Genomic DNA, 22027 nt, shown 5'->3' with positions numbered 1-22027 from the left:
CATGACGGACTCAACAACAAGCTTGACCCATTATCAAGAAATAACAATCATCCCCGACCCTGAGATTGCGCCTTACTTCATTTGGAGTAAGCTATTTACCCAATTGCATATTGCATTAGCGGAGATGAAAAACGAGCACGGTATCGATTCTATCGGTGTCAGCTTCCCTGATTATCATTATGATGACAAGGGCAAATCATCCAAGCTGGGGTTAAAATTGCGTGTCTTTGCCCAAAACCAAAAAGACTTAGAAACTTTAAATCTCGATAAATGGTTAGAGCGATTAACCGACTACGCGCATGTGAAGCGCATCAATGGAGTTGGTGACAAAGCCAAAGGGCACGTCGTAGTCAGACGCTACCGTCATAAAAACGTGCTCAAGCAAGCTGAAGCGTTCGCTGAGCACAAAGGCATTGCTTTGGAGGCGGCGCTGATACACTGCGCCAAACACAAGCAGGATAATAAACCCTATCCGTATATCAACTTAAGAAGCATCAGCAATAATCAGCCTTACACCTTATCTATTATTCAAGAGATGGTAGATAACGAGGTCAAAGGGTCGTTTAATAGTTATGGCATCAACAATGCGGCAGATACGGTTACCGTACCACATTGGTAAGCCACTAAAATAGTCATGACGAATGACCCAAAAACTGGGCAAAAAACCCTTTTTTTGAGCTGTTTAAAAACTTGTAATAAAATCAACCAGTTACGACAGGGGTAAAAATGGAGGGTAAAATAGGGTATTTTGCCTTCTAACCCTTGTCGTAATTGATTTTTTTGAGTTATAATTCCTCTTCATCACCGCATAGGTGACTTAGAAATGTTAAAACCCTATATGCATCGATTGAGCCTTCTTCATCACCGCATAGGTGACTTAGAAATGTTATCGAGTCAGAAAATGCCGGCGCTGTTACTTCATCACCGCATAGGTGACTTAGAAAACAAAGTCAATAGACGACAGCCGAAACGTTTACTTCATCACCGCATAGGTGACTTAGAAATAAACACCGTCCGATCTCAAGTTGACCTATTGCTTCATCACCGCATAGGTGACTTAGAAATCAAGCTCTTCAAGCCCTTGCACTTCGACACTCTTCATCACCGCATAGGTGACTTAGAAATTCAGCTGGTATAGTTTCAGTCACATAACGCGCTTCATCACCGCATAGGTGACTTAGAAACATTCATGCCCGGTAATACCATCATTAGTGATCTTCATCACCGCATAGGTGACTTAGAAAATAAAAGGTGTCGAAAAAACTACCCAAAACGCCTTCATCACCGCATAGGTGACTTAGAAACGACTCAGAGAAAACACTGGATGATGTCACTGCTTCATCACCGCATAGGTGACTTAGAAAAGAAATTAAAATGACTCCCCCCGCCCATTTTTCTTCATCACCGCATAGGTGACTTAGAAACGAAGATAAGCTTATTGGCGTCAGCCAAGGCTCTTCATCACCGCATAGGTGACTTAGAAACAGTCCGCCGGTTGCTTCACGAAGCATAGAAGCTTCATCACCGCATAGGTGACTTAGAAACAAATGGGTAATTGTGCGCGTATGGTCAGAGACTTCATCACCGCATAGGTGACTTAGAAAGCTAAAACCTCTTTCACCTTGCAGACCCCTTGCTTCATCACCGCATAGGTGACTTAGAAAAAGCACTCCCATTCAGCTACCGCAAGTACAAACTTCATCACCGCATAGGTGACTTAGAAAGGATTCTCAGCAGGCAATGCTGCGGCTGCTTCCTTCATCACCGCATAGGTGACTTAGAAAAATAAGCGCATAACCGACTTTTTGCATACTCGCTTCATCACCGCATAGGTGACTTAGAAAGCCAGCATTGCCAGTCAATAGCAGTCTTAGGCCTTCATCACCGCATAGGTGACTTAGAAATGTCTGAGCTAATCAAGCGCTATGTGACGGGTCTTCATCACCGCATAGGTGACTTAGAAATCATGACACTGTTGCTATTGCCGCTGCTGATGCTTCATCACCGCATAGGTGACTTAGAAAAAGACGCGGTAGCAATAGGGTTAATAATAATACTTCATCACCGCATAGGTGACTTAGAAAATCAGGAAGCGTAACAGTTGGTGATAAGACTACTTCATCACCGCATAGGTGACTTAGAAAAACTACCGCAAGTACAAAACCAGCACTATGTTCTTCATCACCGCATAGGTGACTTAGAAATATCTACAAGTGCGTTTGGACATTTATGCCAACTTCATCACCGCATAGGTGACTTAGAAACCATTGTCGGGCGAATAAGTCGCCGCTGTACTCTTCATCACCGCATAGGTGACTTAGAAAAAGATACAACAAGCGGTGCAAGTGCCTGACCGCTTCATCACCGCATAGGTGACTTAGAAAACTGCGTAAGGTGTTGACCATCTCTAAGCCGGCTTCATCACCGCATAGGTGACTTAGAAAATAAACGCATTTTTACCTTTTCTGCGCTGCCTCTTCATCACCGCATAGGTGACTTAGAAAAAAATCACGCCAAACATAAAGCGACTAATGTGCTTCATCACCGCATAGGTGACTTAGAAACGCAAGATTTAAGTCAAGGCATGCTATGGGTCCTTCATCACCGCATAGGTGACTTAGAAATATGACAGTGGCGCTTGCACAAGACATCATCGACTTCATCACCGCATAGGTGACTTAGAAAGTGTAAGCCGGTATGATTTCAGTCACTGGCTCCTTCATCACCGCATAGGTGACTTAGAAACGATGGTCGAATAGTACAGATTGGCATGACTCCTTCATCACCGCATAGGTGACTTAGAAAATTTGCAGCTTAAAAACTGCACTGTTGATGTTCTTCATCACCGCATAGGTGACTTAGAAATTTCAGCAAGTCGGTGCCCAAATGCGCAATATCTTCATCACCGCATAGGTGACTTAGAAAGCCCTTAGTGCCCTCAGTCATAGAGTCACCAACTTCATCACCGCATAGGTGACTTAGAAAAACAAATCAAAAACAGGTACAATCACCTCACCCTTCATCACCGCATAGGTGACTTAGAAATATCGTCAATATGATCAATTGGATACCGACTACTTCATCACCGCATAGGTGACTTAGAAAAATGTCTGATGATTTTAGCGTCGAATTTCAAGCTTCATCACCGCATAGGTGACTTAGAAATTGGTTTCCGTCTGTACTGAACGATGAGCGTACTTCACCACCGCGTAGGTGGCTTAGAAATATATTTGATGAGTTAATGGGTATTAGTACTCCTTCACCACCGCGTAGGTGGCTTAGAAATGATCTAGCAGCCGTCACTTACTCTGTCTACGCTTCACCACCGCGTAGGTGGCTTAGAAAGATATTCGCTATCTAGCAAGAACGAAAGCACTCTTCACCACCGCGTAGGTGGCTTAGAAAAACATGCGCCATAGTTTTAGCAAAGTTATCAACTTCACCACCGCGTAGGTGGCTTAGAAATATCGAATGCGAACCCAACCACCTGTAGGAGTCTTCACCACCGCGTAGGTGGCTTAGAAATATATCAATGAGATTGCAGGATTCTCTATTCACTTCACCACCGCGTAGGTGGCTTAGAAATGCTTGCCCGGGGTCTTGCGGCAATCTAATCTCTTCACCACCGCGTAGGTGGCTTAGAAATCTAAATTCCAAATTGCGTTATGCGTTTAAAACTTCACCACCGCGTAGGTGGCTTAGAAAACGTACCTGTCAAACCATTAGTCTTAGATGACCTTCACCACCGCGTAGGTGGCTTAGAAAAGTGCCGATAAACAAAGCTGCACCGCCTAACGCTTCATCACCGCATAGGTGACTTATGAGCAGCGTTAAAAAATTGTATGCCAATTTTAGCTGCGCAAGGAAAATCCTTTAAATAGGATTTTCAGGAGTTATGACTTCAAACGAAATTTGATAAAATAGATACCACCGCATAGGTGACTTATGAGAACTGTCAAAAATTGCATACAAATTTTAGACTTGTAACTCTGTGATATCAGTAGCAGCATGTATGGATTTAAGCTTTCTTTGTGGTCTATCCTGAATATCTATAAGAATACGCCCCGAATAAGTAATAGCACTTTTCTTGAGTAGTTAAGACTCAGCACTCTTTTCGATTACTAAGGTTATTACTAAGACTTAGGCAAGATAATCTCTACTATTAATCCTTGAGTATCATCCTCTCTATTTTTAGCAGTAATTTGTCCCTTATGCGCCATAACTACAGCATGCACTATCGCTAAACCTAAGCCGTAACCCCCAGTTTGGCGATGACGCGCAGAATCAAGGCGAACGAAGGGTTGAAAGATACGCTCCAAATCCTGTTCAGCTACCCCTTCACCTTCGTCTGCTATGCTAATCTTAATGGCTGGTCGCGCATTATCCATCTGTACTTTGGCTATCTTAGCGCTAACCACTGAGTCGGGTAAGGTATGCATAAAGGCATTACGAATGATGTTTTCAAAGGCACTGTGCAGCTGCTCTTGACTGCCAAATACCGACCAAGCGCTTTGATCGATAGGCGATTGCCATTCCCAACTTACGTTTTTATGCTGAAACTCAAAACAGACATCCTGTCCAATTTCACTGATAATTTGAGCGATGTTGACTTGCTCTTTTTCGGTATCATCAAGCGTATACTGCTGCATCTGTAGCGACTGGATATGAATAATCTGTTCAATCAGCTCATTCATTCGAGCAGACTCTTTATCGATGCGATCTAGGTAACGCTCGGCATTGGGCGCAAAGTCGCGAGTCAGCTCAGTGGCCACTTCAAGGCGTGCCAGCGGTGAACGCAGCTCATGAGAGATATCACTTAACATCTGTTTGCGTGCCAGCTCACTATCTACCAAGCGCGTTGATAACTGCGCCACATCTTTTGCTAATAGCCCCAACTCGTCGACGCCAAGCTTATTAATAGCAGGATTAGCCTGATAATTACCAGCAATCATTTGCCGAACCGTACTCTGTACATGACGAATCCGCCGAATCATCGTACGGCTTAGCCAAAGGCATACCAGCACACTGAAAAGCACAATCAATATCAAGCGCACTATAAAGTTACTGCGTTGCAGCGCTACCACATCAGCAAAGTCTAGGTGTGGACGTATTTGCAAAATAACACTCTGCCCTTCAGGTAAGGTAACGACGCTATCCTCCATCTCAGGATGATTATCCATGTTGATAACGGTTTCCTCGATTTCAGAGCTGGGATTAGTTAAGTGTCGAGGCATTCCGGGTGCTGGTGGAGCTATAGAGTCCTGAGATGGCGGCATTGTTTGGTGCATCCGCCTGTGCCGCTGCTGCATACGACCATATCTTGGAAAAATAATGGCGCCTTGCTCATCATATATCCTGATTTGATTCATAAACCGTCTATCTTGCTGGTATAGTTGCCTAACTGTAGCAAAGTCGCCCGCTTCTAAAGCAGTCGTTAACGCTTCACGCTTGATTAGTAATTGCTCAATTTGAGCATCCATCCTTGCACTTAGCGCTCTTTCATTTAGCCAGCGTTCAACCACCACTGAGGCTATCACTGTGAATAGTATCGTTAATAACAGACTCAAAAATAGCCGCCAAAACAAAGTTAAGCGCGGTTTAATGAGCGGTTTTTTTATCGAAGCATTCATTATTAAATGACCAACTGATAGCCTTTACCACGAATGGCTTTGATAGGCTCATCATGAAAAGGCTGAAGTTTTTTGCGCAGGCGTGAGACGTGCACATCAATACTGCGATCAAAGGGTTGTAATTCGCGTTGCAACACTTGTTCTGAGAGCCAAGACTTACTTACAACCTCACCCTTTTGCTTAAGTAACTCTAATAGCAAGTCAAACTCTGTACCCGTCACTTGCAGCTCAGTACCATCTATCTGGCAGATACGCTGGGTTTGATCGAGATGCAGGCGACTTTCAGGAAGTGCTATCTGCTCTGATTGCATCTTATTAGAATGGTTATTCTGAGTACGTTTGATAACGGCATTAATACGAGCTAGCAGCTCACGAGGATTACAGGGTTTGGTAATATAATCATCAGCGCCCAGCTCCAGCCCAATAATGCGGTCAATCTCATCGCCTTTTGCAGTGAGCATAATCACGGGGATATCGCTAACTGTCGGCAGTTGACGCAGCACACTTAAGCCATCCATTTTTGGCATCATAATATCCAGTACCAGTAAGTCATAAGCAGCAGCATCTTCGGTCTTTTTTAACTGCTCAATAACCGCCTGCCCATTATGGACACAATCGCAGTCGACCCCATGATTATTTAGGTATTCTTGTAATAATTGAGTCAATTCTTCGTCGTCATCACCCAGTAGTATTTTTGGCATATCAATCCTCTTAACTGTCAACTAACAATCACTTCATACTGCATAGTATCAGACAAACCTTCATCTATAAGCTACAAACATTACCTTTCTTAATATTTCTCCAAATCCTTAAGGCTTTCTAAAACTAAAACCCATGGGTAAAGCTCAAAACTAGCAAAAGTGCACTTTCCGACCTTAGTGTCATGATGAAAAACGATAAATACCTTTCTACCGCCTTGAGTTTTCGTTACTATCTTAGTATTAATCATTTTAGCCTTAGTATTAATAACCTCAACTAATTATCAATTACTCTCCAATTACCTCTCTATCTGTGAAAAGGATTTTGCAATGCCAAATCTAGCAGCTCATGACTATAAAGATAAATCCCATAATCTTCAGCGAAAACTGACGCTCAAATCCAGCCTAGTATTGATCAGTAGCGCACTCCTGATGTCGGTGTCCGCACATGCCGCTGACGATAGTGTTATTGATAATAATCAAAACACTATAAATACCACATCAATCAATACCAGCGCGATTAATCTAGCGATTATGAGCGACAATCCATCGGTAGTATCTGAGACTCGCCGTATAACCCCTGCCGATCCTAAGCGTGTATCTACTGCTTCTACTACCAATAAGGCTAAAGTTGATCAAGCTATTTACTCAAACGATGCCATTCATCATCCGGTTTGGGCAAAAAACGGCATGGTTGCTAGCCAAGAAGCGCTGGCCTCTGATATTGGTTTAAAAATATTAAAAGATGGCGGTAATGCCGTTGATGCAGCGGTAGCGGTTGGTTTTGCTTTAGCCGTTACGCTACCCCGTGCTGGCAATATCGGTGGCGGCGGCTTTATGATGATTTATGATGCCAAGCAAGGTAAAACTGTCGCGCTGGATTACCGCGAAAAGGCGCCAAGTAGCTCAACCCGCGATATGTATCTAGATGCAGATGGTAACACCATTAGCGACTTGTCACGCTACCACGGCTTGGCGGTTGGAGTACCGGGCACAGTAGCAGGACTACTCAAAGCACTGGAAGACCATGGCACTATGAGCCGCGGGCAAGTCATGGCGCCAGCGATTGGATTGGCTGAGAACGGTATTGAAGTCACCGCAGGCTTGTCAGAGTCGCTAGAAGCGTTAAGCGATCGTCTGCAAAAATGGCCAAGTACCCAGAAAATATTTTTTAAGCCTGATGGTAGCAGCTACCAACCCGGCGAGCGTCTTTATCAGCCTGAGCTTGCCCGCTCGCTGAAATTGATTGCCGAGCAAGGCAACGATGGATTTTATAAAGGCGAGATTGCAAGCAAGCTGGTTAAAGCGGTGAATAATGCAGGCGGCAATATGAGCTTGCAGGATTTGGCCAATTATCAGGCCATTGCCCGTGCGCCGGTTAAAGGTAATTATCGTGGTTACGAGGTGGTTTCTATGCCGCCGCCCTCCTCTGGTGGTATTCATATCGTGCAGATTTTAAACATCTTAGAGGGCTATCCGCTAAAGGACTATGGGCATAATAGCGCTCAGACTATTCACTTGATGGCGGAGGCGATGCAACTGGCCTATGCCGACCGTGCAGAGTATTTAGGGGATGCCGATTTTGTCGAGGTACCAGTCAGCGGGCTAACGGCTCGCCCTTATGCTAATAAACTGCGCACGCTTATTAATCCAAATAAGGCCACGCCAGCCTCTAACGTCAAAGCCAATAACCCACTACCGTACGAGAGTGATCAGACCACGCACTTCTCTATTGTGGACAAAGACGGTAATGCGGTAGCCAATACTTATACCCTCAACTTCTCTTATGGCACTGGGCTTGTCGCTGATGGTACGGGTATTTTATTAAACAATGAGATGGATGATTTCTCCGCCAAACCCGGCACCGCCAATGCCTACGGTCTAACCGGCGGTGAAGCAAACAGCGTTGAAGCCAATAAGCGTCCCCTCTCCTCGATGAGTCCGACTTTGGTCTTTAAAGACAGCACCCCTTATATCGTCACAGGCAGTCCGGGTGGTAGCCGTATTATTACCACCGTCACCCAAATTATCTCCAACGTCATTGACCACGATATGAATATCGCTGAGGCTACGCATGCGCCGCGCATCCATGATCAATGGTTGCCCGATGAGATACGTATTGAAAAAGCCCTGAACGTCGATACCATTGAAAAGCTAGAATCAATGGGCCATAAAGTAACGCCAAACACCACCATGGGCTCTACTCAATCGATTATGCTGACGCCAAATGGTGTTTATGGATCCTCTGATCCGCGTATTGTCGATGCGGCAGTGGTTGGGTATTGATTTAGTTTCGCTGGTTATTTTTAATCTAAGCCTTTTAATCTAAAATTTTTTGCACTAGCTCTTTATATCATTGAGGTATAAAGAGCTTTTTTGACATAAGCTCTTTAAGCCATGTTTTTATTGCTCTACATTTAGCATCACTTGCTTGAATAAGTGGCTGTTAGCAGCAAATAATGGTACTATTATCGGCTATGATTAACAGGTATGGATTTCAGCTTTCGCTATTTATCCATGCCTAAGTTACTGATAATAAAGGTTTAACTATTGACTTTACCTTTTTATTGCTACCTATAATTAGCTCCCTTCTTTTTGATCGCATTAGTAAGAGTCCTCTATGGCATTTGTACACCTTGGCATTCACAGTGAATATTCAATTACCGATTCTATCGTGCGCATTAAGTCCTTGGTGAAGGCAGCGGCGGCGGATAATCAGCGCGCCTTGGCTTTGACTGATTTATCTAATCTTTATGCTACGGTGAAGTTTTATCGTGCTTGTTTGGGTGCGGGTATCAAGCCTATCATCGGTAGTGAAGTCATTATGGATAATGAGGATACCCGCCTAGTATTATTAGCAATGAATAATGAGGGCTATCAAAACATCACCCGTATTGTCTCCCTTGGGTTCACTGATGGACGCGCCGACCCTGATAATCATGGCACGCCTATCGTCAAGCGTAGCCATATTCTCGAGCATGCGGCCGGTGTTATTGTGTTATTTACAGAAAAATCAGATGTGGGTCAAGCATTGGTCAGCTCCATGCCCGAAAAGGCGGACGAGCTCATTAGCGAGTGGCAAGCCCAGTTTGATGATCGTCTATATTTGGCGATTAAACGCACTAATCGCTCAGGCGAAGATGCTTTTATTAAAGCTGCTATCCATGCTGGTAGCAGGCATAACATCCCTATCGTGGCTCATAATGATGTCAGATTTTTAGAGCAAGATGATTTTGATGCGCATGAAGCTCGCGTTTGTATCGCAGGCTCCTATGTCCTTGCCGACCCTAATCGTCCACGGCTCTATTCAGACGAGCAGTACCTTAAGACTCAAGCTCAAATGGAAGCGCTGTTTGCCGATATTCCGCAGGTAGTCGAAAACACCTTAAACTTAGCAACACGCTGCAACGTTACCTTGACCTTAGGTATCAACGTGCTGCCCGAGTTTCCGGTGCCAGAGGGTGAGACCATTGAGTCGTTTTTCCGCTCAGAGTCCAAGCGGGGACTTGATAACCGTTTAGAGAAATTATTTCCTATAAACCAGCGCAGTGACAACTGGCCTGATATTCGTAAGCCTTACGATGAAAGACTGGAGTACGAGCTTGAAGTTATTTTATCGATGGGTTTTCCCGGTTACTTCTTAATCGTCATGGACTTTATCCGCTGGGCAAAAGCTAACGGCGTACCCGTTGGTCCTGGTCGTGGTTCTGGTGCAGGGTCTTTAGTCGCTTATGCGCTTAATATTACCGACCTTGACCCTATTCATTACGACTTATTATTCGAGCGCTTTTTGAATCCTGAACGGGTCTCTATGCCCGATTTCGATATCGACTTTTGTATTGAAGGCCGTGATCGAGTGATCGATTATGTGGCGCAGACTTATGGCCGTGAGGCGGTCTCGCAAATCATTACCTTTGGTACCATGGCGGCCAAAGCGGTGGTGCGCGATGTGGCGCGAGTGCAAAGTAAGTCATATTTCCTTGCCAATAAAATATCTAAATTAATTCCTAAAACTCCGGGCATTACTTTGAGCCAAGCGCTGGAGCAAGAACCCCAGCTCAAAGATTTAATCTCTAATCCTGATAATATGGATTATGAGGATGCTATTGAGATTTGGGAGATGGCGATTAAACTCGAAGGCGTTTGCCGAAACGTCGGTAAGCACGCCGGCGGAGTCTTAATTGCACCCCATAGAATTACCGATTTTAGCGCTATTTATTGTGACGATGAAGGTCACAGGGTTAGTCAATTTGATAAGGACGACGTCGAAGACGTGGGTCTGGTCAAGTTCGACTTTTTGGGTCTACGTAACTTAACCGTCATCGATGCGGCGGTCAAAAACATTAATGAGCGCCGGGCGCGTGAAGGCAAAGATGCTTTAGTCTTAGAAGACTTGCCACTTGATGACAGCAAGGCCTATAAATTACTCCAAGATGCCAAAACCACCGCCGTCTTTCAATTAGAAAGCATGGGTATGAAAAAGTACCTTGCCAAGTTGCAACCAACCAATATCGAAGACGTCATCGCTATGTGTGCGCTGTATCGCCCAGGGCCACTTGATGCCGGTATGGTTGAGATGTATATCGACCGTAAGCATGGTCGTGAAGAGGTGATTTATGACCATCCCAATCTTGAGCCTATTTTGGAGAACACTAACGGCGTTATTGTCTACCAAGAACAGGTCATGCAAATCTCACAGGTGATGGCGGGCTATAGCTTGGGCGGCGCTGACATGCTGCGCCGCGCTATGGGTAAGAAAAAACCAGAAGAGATGGCCAAACAGCGCGATATCTTTGTGACAGGGGCGACGACTCAAGGTATTGATGAGGTGACCTCAGGCGGGGTTTTTGACTTGATGGAGAAGTTTGCCGGTTACGGTTTTAACCGCTCACATTCGGCCGCTTATGGGGTTTTGGCGTACCAAACCGCTTATCTTAAGCAGTATTACCCTGCCGAGTTTATGGCAGCGGTACTGACCTCAGATATGAACAATACTGACAACGTGGTGTTCTTTATCAATGACTGCCGTGAGAACTTTGGTTTAAGCGTGGACAACCCCTCGGTTAACCGCAGCGCGTGGCATTTTGTCGCCGACACCCCAACCAATATTATTTATGGTTTGGGCGCGATTAAAGGCGTTGGTGAAGGCGCAGTTGAGTCTATCGTGTCAGCCCGGCGCCAAGACGGTCCTTTTAAGGATCTATATGATTTTTGCCGTCGTGTCGATATCAAAAAGGTCAATAAACGTACGCTAGAGGCTTTAATTAGCGCGGGCTGTTTTGATGACTTTGCCGCTACTTTGCGCCCAGACCTGCCAAGCGATGAAGCTTATGAGATTCGCGGCGCTTTAATGAGTCAATTGCCAAGCGCGGTGCAAGCGGCTGAGCAAGACCGAAAGAACGGCGAGCTTGGCATGATGGATTTATTCGGTGAAATGGACGGGGTGGTCGCCGCACCGCCACTAGTTATGACCCCAGAGCTCATTTGGGGCGATAAACACCGCCTAAAAGCTGAAAAAAACACCTTAGGTTTATATCTAACGGGGCATCCAATTAATGAATATTTAGATGAGCTTAAACGCTATACCTCTGGCACCCGCCTCGATAGCTTAACTGATACGGGTTATAACGGCAGTTGTTATTTTGCCGGGCTTATTATTGATATCGCCAACTTTGGTAATCGTAACGTGATCACTTTAGATGACGGTACTTCACGGCTGGAGGTCAGCTGTTATGCCGAGCGCTTTAACCGAGTGAAAGATCAGCTAAAAGTTGATGAAGTGGTCATAATAAAAGGCAGTATTCGCGAGCGGGATGGTCGTTTATTTGCCCGTCTGGATAATGCCATGAGTATGATTGATGCCCGCCTGCGCTGGCTCAAAAAGATTAGTATAAAAGTTCATGGGCATGATATTAGCTTATTAACCCGCTTGCAGCCGCTACTCAAATCCGCCCAAGCTCATCTTATTCCGCCGCCGCGTTTGGCTTATGATAGCGATGAGGACAGTCAAAGCTCAGATAATTATTACGAGAGCGCAGCAGGTGGAAGCTTGTATGATGAAGAAGGTAATGATTTGATGGCGGTCAATCAAAATTTGAATCAAGAACAGTCAAATGATACCTTTAACAATGCCGAAACGGTTATTAATGATAATTGTATTCCGTTTGGATTGAGTATTTATGAGGATTATGCCATTGCCAATGTAGCTCTATCTGAGCGCTGGCGAGTTTACCCTAATGACGACAATTTACAACAGCTCAAAAGCATGATTAATGAAGAGAATTTGCACTTCCATTATAATTAAACTGCTATTGACTCTCTGGCTTTACTTTTGACTTTATAGGGTGCTAAACCATGACCGAAGCTTATGCTAATCAAACTATCACCGATGATAGCGAGATTATTGATGATGAACAGTTTGAGGATATGCGCCAATTATTAGAGGATGATTTTGTAGAGCTGATACAAGCCTATATCACTGATAGTGAACAGCGTATCTCAGCTTTGCGACTAGCGCAAGCGGCTAATGATAACGCTGCTGGCTTTGAGGTAGCTCATACCCTAAAGGGTGCAAGCGCTAACTTAGGAGCCACTCAGCTGGTCGTTCTAAGCGATCATTTACAAGAAGCTTGCCGTGCCCGAAAAATAGACCAGCAAAGTACGCTTATGGACCAATTGTCTACAGCATTACAGCGGGTCAAAAATGAAATTAATCACCGATTGAGTCCTTAATGAGTCCCTCTTCTGTATCGCTCCCTTTGACACCATTATCTTCAACCCCATCCGCTTTTAGCATCGATGATTATCTGTCCTGCTTACAAGTAGTGATGGTCAACACCACTTTGCCTGCCAATATTGGCTCAGCAGCACGCGCCATGCACACCATGGGACTATCACGCTTAACAGTCGTTGATCCTAAACTACCTATCGATGAAACTAGTGTCTCACATGCCGCAGGTGGCAGTGAAGTTTTGGCAGCAGCTATTACCAGTCCCACTTTAGAGACAGCCATTAGCGATTGCCAACTGGTTTTTGCCGCTAGTAGTCGCAGTCGGCATTTGCCGCGCCCGGTAGTTACGCCTACTGAAGCCGCCAAAATCATGCTCAGCTTTATTGATAAACAAAGTGCGCTCTATAAACAACAGAATACACAACACTTCTCCCAAGATTCGATTGAGGCGGCTTCAACGAACAACAAACCTAATATTGCTATCTTATTCGGCCGTGAAGATCGCGGTCTGACCAATGAAGAATTGTCTTACGCTGATTATCATATTCAAATCGATGCCAATCCAAACTATCCAGTGCTTAATGTAGCGTCAGCGGTACAAGTGATTGCTAGCTTTATCTTTGCTTATGCACAAACTCATGTTACCCGCCATGATAGCGATAAAGATAATAACGCTAGTCTAGCTTCACCAACACTCGATACTTATGTACGTCAACAATGGGATGAGCCCGCTATCAGCCAGCAGCAATTACAACAGCTTACCCAGCGTATGACCGAGCTTATGATTCAGCGTAATCTTGCGGATAGCGAACACCTAAAAGCACTGCCATCACGCTTATCTCGTATGGGATCAAGGTTGCAACTGGATCAAAAAGAGTATCAACTGTTAAGCGCCCTTATCGCCAAGCTCACAAAAATTTAGCTAAATAAGCTAGCAATAATCAGTGAAATTGCTTATATTTTATAGTATGTCGCTATATTTAAACTCAATATATAACCAAATCTGCAAATAGACAGGACTCTGTATGTCATTACCAGCCACCTTTTTTAAATCGCTTATCAGCATTAAAAATGACCTAAAAGAAGACATTGATGCGGTATTTAACCGCGATCCTGCTGCTCGTAACAGCTTGGAGGTGATTTTAACTTATCCTGGTATTCACGCTCTGATTTTACACCGCGGAGCGCACTGTCTATGGCAAAATGAACAAAAACTCGCAGCGCGTGCCCTCTCCTATGGTTCCCGTATTATTACCGGAATTGAGATTCATCCTGCTGCCATAATTGGTAAACGATTTTTTATTGATCATGGAGTGGGTGTAGTTATTGGTGAAACTGCTGAGATTGGTGACGACGTAACCTTATACCATGGGGTGACTCTTGGCGGGGTCTCACAAAATAATGGTAAGCGTCATCCTACTTTAGAAGATGGCGTGACGGTAGGTGCGGGCGCTAAAGTTTTGGGACCCTTCACTGTTGGCAAAAATGCCAAAATCGGCTCTAATGCGGTGGTAGTTAAGCCAGTACCCGCAAATGCCACTATGGTAGGCAGTGCGGCACGCATGATATCTGATTATCATGACGAAAAAGGTAACCCTATCCCTTCTAAAACAGCGACTACTCAAGAAAAAACCCCTGCTAAAACTACTGATAGCCAACAAGAGACTACTCAAGATAAAGTAACAGAGCCTAGCACCACCCGGGAAACGGCATTCCGAGCTTACGGTATCGATCCTTACTCGCAAGATCCAGTTGCTGAAGCTTTTGCTAAAATGCTCGAGCATATCCAGCAGTCTGAAAATCGACTAGATCAACTGCAAGCCGCCATGTGCAAGATTGATCCTAACTTTTGTACCAAAGAGTATGAGAAATTATGCTTAGAGGACTTAGATGTTATCGGACAAGATGATATGGACAGCTCAGGCGCTGAGCAAAAGTAAATTTTATAAGTAGGATTTATAAGACTTATATTATCTAGCTGGTAAAAGCCTACTTTTACTAATAAGTCTATCAGGGCTCATTGGAGTTTTAATTGATTACTTTAAGCCCTATCAAACGCCGTGTTCTATACGTCACGCTTTTTGAGATCTTCGCGGTCATGCTTACTACCCTTATTCTAGTGGTATTAAGCGGCGGCGATACCCAGCAATCCCTAATCCTAGCAATGATTATTGCCAGTACTGCTGTAGCGTGGAATTTTATTTACAATACACTTTTCGAATATTGGGAGAGGCGTAAACAAATTAACAAGCGCACCTTTTTCATTCGCAGCATTCATGCTATAGGCTTTGAGGGCGGCTTGACTTTGGTTTGCTTGCCGCTTTATATGATTTGGTACGGGGTTGGCATATGGATGGCACTGACTATGGAGATATCACTTACTCTTGCTTTTTTAGTCTACACCTTCTTATTTACGCTAGGTTTCGATACTATTTTCACCTTACCGAATCAGGCTGCTAAAGTGGATAGCTCTGTTTAGAGTATATTGCTATTTCCAATTGATAACCCTTAAAACGACGAACCCGGCTGCTTTAAAAATACCAGCTCTTCAGGCGTAGATACCCTGCCCAAAATCTCATTGCGATGCGGATAACGGCCAAAGCGATCTATAATGACTTTGTGCCTGATCTCAAAGCCATATACTTCATCATTAGTGTACTGCTTAAATAGCTTTTCGGCCTCATGATGAATCAGCTTCGACTCACTATGCATATAAGGCATGAGTAGAAATCTGCGCTCTTCAAACTTCAATTCCTCCAATAAGCCCGCTGCTACCGCTTCTTGCGCTAAAGTCAGCGCCATCGGGTCTTGCGCAAAAGCGGCCGGCGTATCGCGGTAAATATTACGTGAAAACTGGTCTAATATAATAATCTCAGCCAAACGTCCCTGAGGACTCGCGCGCCAAGTATAAAATTCTGCCGCGGCAGCTCTCTCAAGTACGGTAGTAAAGCGCTCTATCAGTATTCGATCAAACTCCAAGTCTTTTTCAAAAAACTTTTGACTACCGGCTTCATTAAAACAAAAATCTAATATCTCTTTATACATCAATAACTCCTTTTTTTAGAGGTCTGAGTTTTACTTCCAATCTAATATTTAGCATTAGCCTTGCAAATACTTCTAGCGGGTTTACCTATCTAAGACAAGACCTTAAGCTTCATTACCTAAAGAATAGTGATTATGGCTTATAATAGTTAGTTAATATCTACTGAAAACATAAATTATAAATAAAATACTAGGAGACATCATGGCTCGTTTACAAGACAAAGTTATCATCATTACCGGCGCAGCTCAAGGTATGGGCGAGACTCATGCCCGTTTATGTATAAACGAAGGTGCAAAAGTAGTTTTGACCGATATCAATAGTGAAAAAGGCGAAGCACTGGCAAAAGAGCTGGGCGATAACGCTTTGTTTGTTAAGCAAGATGTTACCAGCGAAGAAGATTGGAATAAAGTGGTTAAACAAACCGAGAACAAATTTAATAAAATTGATGTACTAGTAAACAACGCCGGTATCACTACCCATAAGTCAATTTTGGACACCTCGGTAGAGGACTACCGTAAGATCCTTGAGATTAACCAAGTTTCGGTATTTTTGGGTATGAAAGCAGTTATTCCATCGATGAAAAAAGCCAAACAAGGTTCCATTATTAATATCTCATCGATCAATGGTTTGGTCGGCGGTGCCATCGGCTATACCGATTCTAAATTTGCGGTACGGGGTATGACTAAAGCGGCTGCCTTAGAATGTGCGCCTCACGGCATTCGGGTTAACTCTATCCACCCCGGCGTCATTGCTACTCCAATGATCTCTCAAGGCGATACCAAAGATGCCGTCGAGGCTTTTGCCAAAACCATTCCTATGAAGCGTGTTGCAGAGGCTGAAGAAGTCAGCGGTATGGTGCTATTCTTAGCATCCGATGACTCAAGCTATTCAACCGGTTCAGAATTTGTGGTTGACGGAGGTTTGACGGCGCAGTAGCTAATAAAAAACAAAGCGCTTAGAGCTGTTAAACATCTAATTTTTGCGTAGGCTGGGTTTTTAACCCAGCTTTTTAGCATCAAGCGCGTAGGGTGCGCCCAGCGCACCAATATCATGATATAAGTTTTTTATCGGTGCGCTGGGCGCACCCTACCTACTTGCTATCTGTTTCTCAATACTCAATTAAAGTTAGCTCCTCTAACCCAATAATCTCATGCGCTTTAAACGGATAACGGTTAGCCATAATTACCCACTCCTCCCCATTTTTATTATTATAACGGTTTATTGAATTTTTGCTTAGGCTATTTTTATTTGTACTCGGTTTGATAAGTAAAATATCAATATCCATGGGCACTATTTTTATTGAATTTTTTTCTGTTACTTCAGACGCACGCTGCCTGCCGCAGTCCACTTCGAATTTTTTAAAAGTTTGCTGCAACTCGCTTAAAGTCATATTTTCTGTCAATACTAAATACACACATTGATTGGTATAATCAGGCTTTGGCTGCTCTAGAGTAGCGGTAAAATCAGAATTTTGAAAAGGGGTAGAAAGCTGTATTTGCCCTAGCGTTGCTAGCTTTTTACGAACTTGTGGCAAATAGTATTGGGCTTGATAATTGCTGCCTAACGCTAACAATACAGCGCTCACTGATTGCTGTTGTAGCGCCTCAGGCGGAACTATTTTTATAGCCGCCAAATCTAAAGCGCCCAAAGCACTTGAGCCGTCCCAATCAATGGCATTTTTACTTATCATCAGATGTGTTTTCAGCCGCTTTAGCAAAGCGCGTAATCTGCACCCCTACTGCGTCTGCTGCTTGAATAGCTGTTGGTTTAGCCAAGCTCAACGTAACTTTTTGGCAAGAATATTTGCTTAGTAACTTATCGGCAATTTTTTCAGCTAAATGCTCAAGCAGCTTGGCTTTGATAGCTTTGCACCACTCGCTAACATCGTCACATACCGCTTTATAATTCAAAGCGTCTTTAACCTCATCTGATATAGCCGCTTTGCTGATATCAGTTTCAAGCGCAATATCAATAAGTAACGGCTGAGTAATAGCGCGCTCCCAGTCATAAACGCCTATCACGGCTTCAACTTTTAAGCCTTTTATAAATACTACGTCAGCTTCGGTAGATAGCATTTTTTGTCCTTGGTATTCGTATTAAGGTTAAAATTGTTTTAGATTAATTATAATTATTGCCTAACACTTAACCTAACATGAATTACTTGTAGGCTGAATTTTAGATAGTTAATAATAGGGGCAATTATTGTACTTTTTTATTTAGTACTAACTAGAGCTTTGAGCTGCTTACTAGGGCGATGACGCCATAAATCTATGCTAAATAATAGCAACCCGAGCCAAATCAGACCAAATACGGCTAAACGATGTAAGTCAAAGGGCTCTTTATAATAAAATACCGCCAAGAAGAAGATAAAGGTCGGGGTCAAATAGTTCATAAAACTTAATATACTATAAGCGACCAGCTTAGTTGATTTATTGAATAGTAATAAAGGAATTAAGGTCACCGGACCTGCCAGCATCAATAACCAAATATTAGAGGTGAACCAAAAGCTAATCTGACTACTCACCACATCTGCCTGCCAAAACCACCAGACACATATAGGCACTAGCATTGCGGTCTCTATAAACATAGCATCGACTGCGGTAAATGGCGTTTGACGCTGAATGGTACCATAGGTACTAAAGCTAAAAGCCAGTATCAGCGATATCCATGGCAAACTACCCAACATCACTACCTGAATAACAACCGATAACAAAGCAAAACCAATAGCTACCCATTGCAGCGTACGTAGGCGCTCTTTAAACAAAATCATCGATAACGCAACGCCAACCAAAGGCCCAATAAAGTAGCCCAAACTGGCTTCTAGTATCTGGTCGTGATTCACAGCCCATACATACGTGAGCCAGTTGGTAGCAATAATAAGGCCCGATATAAAAGTGATAAATATCCACTTTGGATTTTGCTTAAGGGTCTCTATCCATTGCCAACGCTTGGTGGCAATCAGTACTACCAGTAAACATAAAAATGTCCATACAATGCGATGACCAATAATCTCAGTAGCATTGTAGGCGGCTAGCTGTTTAAAATATAAAGGGAATGCTCCCCAAATAGAAAACGCAATAAGCGCAGTGATAATACCGCGTTTAGTAGTGGCGACAGCAGTCACTGATTTTTTGATGACATTTTGAGTAGTCATAAGATAGAACAACTTATCAGAGCAAGGACGTCTCTATTTATTTTTTATTTACTAATAAAAAACTAACACGACGTCAACCTTGCTATTTATAGAATAGAATCAATTGAAATTAAAATAGAAAAGCAATGTAGTGATGATAATTAGCACCACTACATTGCTAAAGAACGAATTTATCGTCAATCCAAAATAGAACGGCTTTATCGTGAACTTAAAGCCGCTATCTTAAACCTTACTTTTACCCTCTATCAGCGCCATTATCTACTTCAATCGCCATACCCACTTGATTGGCAAGCTCAGCAAAACCGGGGAAGCTGGTATTGACGGTTTCGACGCCCTCAATGGTGATTTGCTGGGAGGCGCGTAGACTGGCAACGGCAAAACTCATAGCGATACGGTGGTCGTGATGCGAGACGATATAACCACCACCAAAGACAGGTTGGCTATTATTAGTTTCAGAGCTATCTTTATCAGTGCTAGCCTTGCCTTCGATACCCTTTCCTTCAATGATCATACCGTCGTCAGTAACCGTACAATCAATGCCAAGAGTTTGTAGTCCGTCTGCCATCACTGCGATACGGTCAGACTCTTTTACCCGCAGCTCCTTGGCACCCGTTAGTACGGTACGGCCTTTTGCGCAGCTGGCGGCGATGAATAATACTGGAAACTCATCAATAGCAAGTGGTACCAATTGTTCTGGTATCTCAATACCTTGTAAGTTTGATGAGCGAATAGTAATGTCAGCTACTGGCTCGCCGCCAACAAGCGTTTCATTACTTAGCGTAATATCAGCATTCATCAGCTTTAGAATATCAATAATACCGGTACGCGTAGGATTGATACCAACTTGAGTTAAAGTCAACTCGCTACCTTGACTGATAGCTGCTGCTACCATAAAAAATGCCGCTGACGAGATGTCAGCAGGTACCGCAATCTCACCACCAGTAAGTTTGCCACCGCCTTCAACACTGATACGGTTGCCCTCAACTGTAACCTCATAACCAAAAGCGGACAGCATACGTTCAGTGTGATCACGGCTAATCTCAGGCTGAATAACGGTGGTGGTACCCTTTGCCCATAACCCTGCCAGTAATAAGCAAGACTTAACTTGTGCAGACGCCACTGGCATATCGTAATCGATACCTTGTAGTGGCTGACCTACTTTATCACGCCCAGTAATACTAAGTGGCGCGGTGCCGCTATGACCAGTACTTTGGATCTTAGCGCCCATTTCACGTAATGGAGCCGCAATACGCTCCATCGGACGTTTGTTTAAACTGGTATCACCGGTCAGAACACTATCAAATTTTTGTGCGGCCAAAATGCCCGCTAGCAGGCGCATACTGGTACCAGAATTGCCCATATAAAGCGGCGTTTTACTAGGTTTTAGACCATGCATACCAACACCGTGAATGGTCAACTCTCCTTTATTAGGGCCTTCAATCGTCACCCCCATATCTCGAAATGCTTGCAAAGTGGCTAAGGCGTCCTCGCCTTCCAAGAATCCAGTAACGTGGGTAACGCCTTCAGCGATACTACCAAGCATAATACTACGGTGCGAGATAGACTTGTCACCAGGAATAGCGATAGTGCCGGTGACTGCATTGCTGTTATTGTTTTTAGGGGGAATAATATAAGAAGCTGACATAGCAGAGGTATCCGTATAAGGGGTGGAAGCTAGCATATGACCAAAGTGTCTCCGTGCGGCTTGCGCGCGGCCCAAAAGTCCCATTAGGGCGGTTGAATCTTTATCGATAATAAGCTGACGCATCGTTTGCAAATAAACACTGTATTCATCGAGAGCACTGACAATAGCCTGTTGATTGGCGATAAATATATCATGCCACATCTTAGGATCACTAGCAGCGATACGAGTAAAGTCTCGAAACCCGCCAGCGGCATAGCGAAACATATCCAAATTATCATCGTGGCTGGCTAATTGCTCGACAAGGTTAAAAGCCAGCAAATGCGGTAAATGGCTAGTATGCGCCAGTATCGCATCGTGGTGATGAGCTTCCATGGTAATTACTGAAGCTCCTACCGCCTCCCATAGCTGCCTTAGTTGGGCAATGGCAAGCTGAGAAGTGGTCGGTAGCTCGCAAATAATGACACTGTGATTGATAAATAAGTTACTGCGGCGAGCATGATACCCTGAATCTTCAGCACCAGCAATCGGATGGGCAGGCACCAAGCCTACAGGAAGCCCAGCAGGCAAGGAGGCAAAGACTGTTTTAGCCGCCTCAATAATATTGACTTTGGTACTACAGACATCAGTAATGACACAGTCGGTGGCCAGCTGTCCTCTATCCATCGCCGTTTTAATCTCAGCAAAGACAGCTTGTACTGCTTGGACGGGCACCGCAATAACGATCAAGTCACTGCCATTGACCACCTCATCAAGGTGAGCACTACCTGCGTCCAGCAAACCTTGCTCCAGCGCTGCAGCTATACTAGGCTCATGCCTATCGACTGCCACCAAGCGCGTAGTTAAGTTATTATCTTTAATCGCTTGTGCAAGACTGGCACCGATAAGCCCGAGACCAATCACACAAACTTGTCTAAATAATGGCGAACCATTGTTTGAGTGATTGTTAACAAGGCTATTAGAATTATCGAGGGACTGCTGTTTATTATTATGGGGATGACTCACGGCTTTTCTCATTGGCATTGGAAAAATCAGCTTTTACATATTGTTGGTGAAGGTTATAAACCCTCAGCACTAACTGCATAAAATTTACTAAATATTAAGGGCTATTGAATATAAGCGCCACTTAT

Annotated in this window: 15 protein-coding genes and 1 CRISPR repeat array; of the genes, 8 read left to right on the top strand and 7 right to left on the bottom strand. The window is 43.9% G+C overall.

The genetic code is table 11. From position 1 onward, the window contains the following. The first annotated feature begins 1 nt into the window (after nt 1). A complete protein-coding gene (cas6f, locus tag JMX18_RS03630; protein ID WP_201584344.1) occupies nt 2-619 on the top strand; it encodes a type I-F CRISPR-associated endoribonuclease Cas6/Csy4 in 618 nt (205 codons plus the stop codon). Between the two features lie 177 nt (nt 620-796). After that, a CRISPR array of direct repeats spans nt 797-3825; the repeat unit is 28 nt; unit sequence CTTCATCACCGCATAGGTGACTTAGAAA. Between the two features lie 308 nt (nt 3826-4133). On the opposite strand, the gene JMX18_RS03625 is transcribed toward cas6f, so the two are convergent. Both JMX18_RS03625 and JMX18_RS03620 read right to left on the bottom strand, forming a co-directional pair. After that, on the bottom strand, nt 4134-5630 hold the full coding sequence (locus JMX18_RS03625) for a sensor histidine kinase (protein ID WP_201584329.1): 1497 nt from the start codon (nt 5628-5630) through the stop codon (nt 4134-4136). 2 nt (nt 5631-5632) lie between these two features. Next, the gene (locus JMX18_RS03620; protein ID WP_201584326.1) at nt 5633-6331 is read right to left on the bottom strand and encodes a response regulator transcription factor; all 699 of its coding nucleotides are present in this window, start codon (nt 6329-6331) and stop codon (nt 5633-5635) included. Between the two features lie 327 nt (nt 6332-6658). Here JMX18_RS03620 and ggt point away from each other — a divergent pair, with 327 nt between their 5' ends. From ggt to JMX18_RS03590, 6 genes are all read left to right on the top strand, one after another. Then, nucleotides 6659-8614, top strand: a complete 1956-nt coding sequence (ggt, locus tag JMX18_RS03615) for a gamma-glutamyltransferase (protein WP_201584324.1) — start codon at nt 6659-6661, stop codon at nt 8612-8614. A 334-nt stretch (nt 8615-8948) separates the two neighbouring features. After that, on the top strand, nt 8949-12632 hold the full coding sequence (gene dnaE / locus JMX18_RS03610; protein ID WP_201584321.1) for a DNA polymerase III subunit alpha: 3684 nt from the start codon (nt 8949-8951) through the stop codon (nt 12630-12632). 50 nt (nt 12633-12682) lie between these two features. Beyond that, complete coding sequence (locus JMX18_RS03605) at nt 12683-13060, top strand: Hpt domain-containing protein (RefSeq protein ID WP_201584318.1); 378 nt, start codon at nt 12683-12685, stop codon at nt 13058-13060. A gap of 95 nt (nt 13061-13155) precedes the next feature. Continuing rightward, nucleotides 13156-13980 carry an RNA methyltransferase gene (locus JMX18_RS03600; protein WP_227674681.1) on the top strand — a complete coding sequence of 275 codons (825 nt, stop codon included), beginning with the start codon at nt 13156-13158 and terminating at the stop codon, nt 13978-13980. 142 nt (nt 13981-14122) lie between these two features. Beyond that, nucleotides 14123-14998 (top strand): serine O-acetyltransferase, encoded by an 876-nt coding sequence (gene cysE / locus JMX18_RS03595; protein ID WP_406947361.1) that lies wholly within the window; start codon nt 14123-14125, stop codon nt 14996-14998. A gap of 92 nt (nt 14999-15090) precedes the next feature. Next, nucleotides 15091-15537 (top strand): PACE efflux transporter, encoded by a 447-nt coding sequence (locus JMX18_RS03590; RefSeq protein ID WP_201584310.1) that lies wholly within the window; start codon nt 15091-15093, stop codon nt 15535-15537. Between the two features lie 29 nt (nt 15538-15566). Here JMX18_RS03590 and JMX18_RS03585 read toward each other — a convergent pair whose 3' ends face one another. Continuing rightward, nucleotides 15567-16106: a DUF924 family protein gene (locus tag JMX18_RS03585; protein WP_201584295.1), complete on the bottom strand. Its 540-nt coding sequence runs from the start codon at nt 16104-16106 to the stop codon at nt 15567-15569. A gap of 196 nt (nt 16107-16302) precedes the next feature. Between JMX18_RS03585 and JMX18_RS03580 the strand changes: the two genes are divergently transcribed. Further along, on the top strand, nt 16303-17037 hold the full coding sequence (locus JMX18_RS03580) for a glucose 1-dehydrogenase (RefSeq protein ID WP_201584292.1): 735 nt from the start codon (nt 16303-16305) through the stop codon (nt 17035-17037). A 172-nt stretch (nt 17038-17209) separates the two neighbouring features. On the opposite strand, the gene JMX18_RS03575 is transcribed toward JMX18_RS03580, so the two are convergent. The 4 genes from JMX18_RS03575 to JMX18_RS03560 form a co-directional block, all read right to left on the bottom strand. Continuing rightward, nucleotides 17210-17791 (bottom strand): 2-amino-4-hydroxy-6-hydroxymethyldihydropteridine diphosphokinase, encoded by a 582-nt coding sequence (locus JMX18_RS03575; protein ID WP_201584290.1) that lies wholly within the window; start codon nt 17789-17791, stop codon nt 17210-17212. After that, nucleotides 17781-18176 carry a dihydroneopterin aldolase gene (folB, locus tag JMX18_RS03570; RefSeq protein ID WP_201584287.1) on the bottom strand — a complete coding sequence of 132 codons (396 nt, stop codon included), beginning with the start codon at nt 18174-18176 and terminating at the stop codon, nt 17781-17783. Before folB ends, JMX18_RS03575 begins: the two co-directional genes overlap by 11 nt. Nucleotides 18177-18313: 137 nt before the next feature. Next, nucleotides 18314-19255 (bottom strand): EamA family transporter RarD, encoded by a 942-nt coding sequence (rarD, locus tag JMX18_RS03565; protein WP_201584284.1) that lies wholly within the window; start codon nt 19253-19255, stop codon nt 18314-18316. Between the two features lie 235 nt (nt 19256-19490). Next, on the bottom strand, nt 19491-21902 hold the full coding sequence (locus JMX18_RS03560) for a bifunctional prephenate dehydrogenase/3-phosphoshikimate 1-carboxyvinyltransferase (RefSeq protein WP_227674547.1): 2412 nt from the start codon (nt 21900-21902) through the stop codon (nt 19491-19493). Nucleotides 21903-22027: the final 125 nt, after the last annotated feature.

It is taken from the genome of Psychrobacter jeotgali (genome assembly GCF_904846315.1).
GTDB classification, from domain to species: Bacteria; Pseudomonadota; Gammaproteobacteria; order Pseudomonadales; family Moraxellaceae; genus Psychrobacter; species Psychrobacter jeotgali.
This window is presented reverse-complemented; position numbering and strand designations above follow the sequence as displayed.

Bases quoted from the DNA above. Each gene is read 5' to 3' on its own strand.
- cas6f (WP_201584344.1), top strand. From the start codon at position 2: ATGACGGACTCAACAACAAGCTTGACCCATTATCAAGAAATAACAATC.
- JMX18_RS03625 (WP_201584329.1), bottom strand. From the start codon at position 5,630: ATGAATGCTTCGATAAAAAAACCGCTCATTAAACCGCGCTTAACTTTG.
- JMX18_RS03620 (WP_201584326.1), bottom strand. From the start codon at position 6,331: ATGCCAAAAATACTACTGGGTGATGACGACGAAGAATTGACTCAATTA.
- ggt (WP_201584324.1), top strand. From the start codon at position 6,659: ATGCCAAATCTAGCAGCTCATGACTATAAAGATAAATCCCATAATCTT.
- dnaE (WP_201584321.1), top strand. From the start codon at position 8,949: ATGGCATTTGTACACCTTGGCATTCACAGTGAATATTCAATTACCGAT.
- JMX18_RS03605 (WP_201584318.1), top strand. From the start codon at position 12,683: ATGACCGAAGCTTATGCTAATCAAACTATCACCGATGATAGCGAGATT.
- JMX18_RS03600 (WP_227674681.1), top strand. From the start codon at position 13,156: ATGGTCAACACCACTTTGCCTGCCAATATTGGCTCAGCAGCACGCGCC.
- JMX18_RS03580 (WP_201584292.1), top strand. From the start codon at position 16,303: ATGGCTCGTTTACAAGACAAAGTTATCATCATTACCGGCGCAGCTCAA.
- JMX18_RS03575 (WP_201584290.1), bottom strand. From the start codon at position 17,791: ATGATAAGTAAAAATGCCATTGATTGGGACGGCTCAAGTGCTTTGGGC.
- folB (WP_201584287.1), bottom strand. From the start codon at position 18,176: ATGCTATCTACCGAAGCTGACGTAGTATTTATAAAAGGCTTAAAAGTT.
- rarD (WP_201584284.1), bottom strand. From the start codon at position 19,255: ATGACTACTCAAAATGTCATCAAAAAATCAGTGACTGCTGTCGCCACT.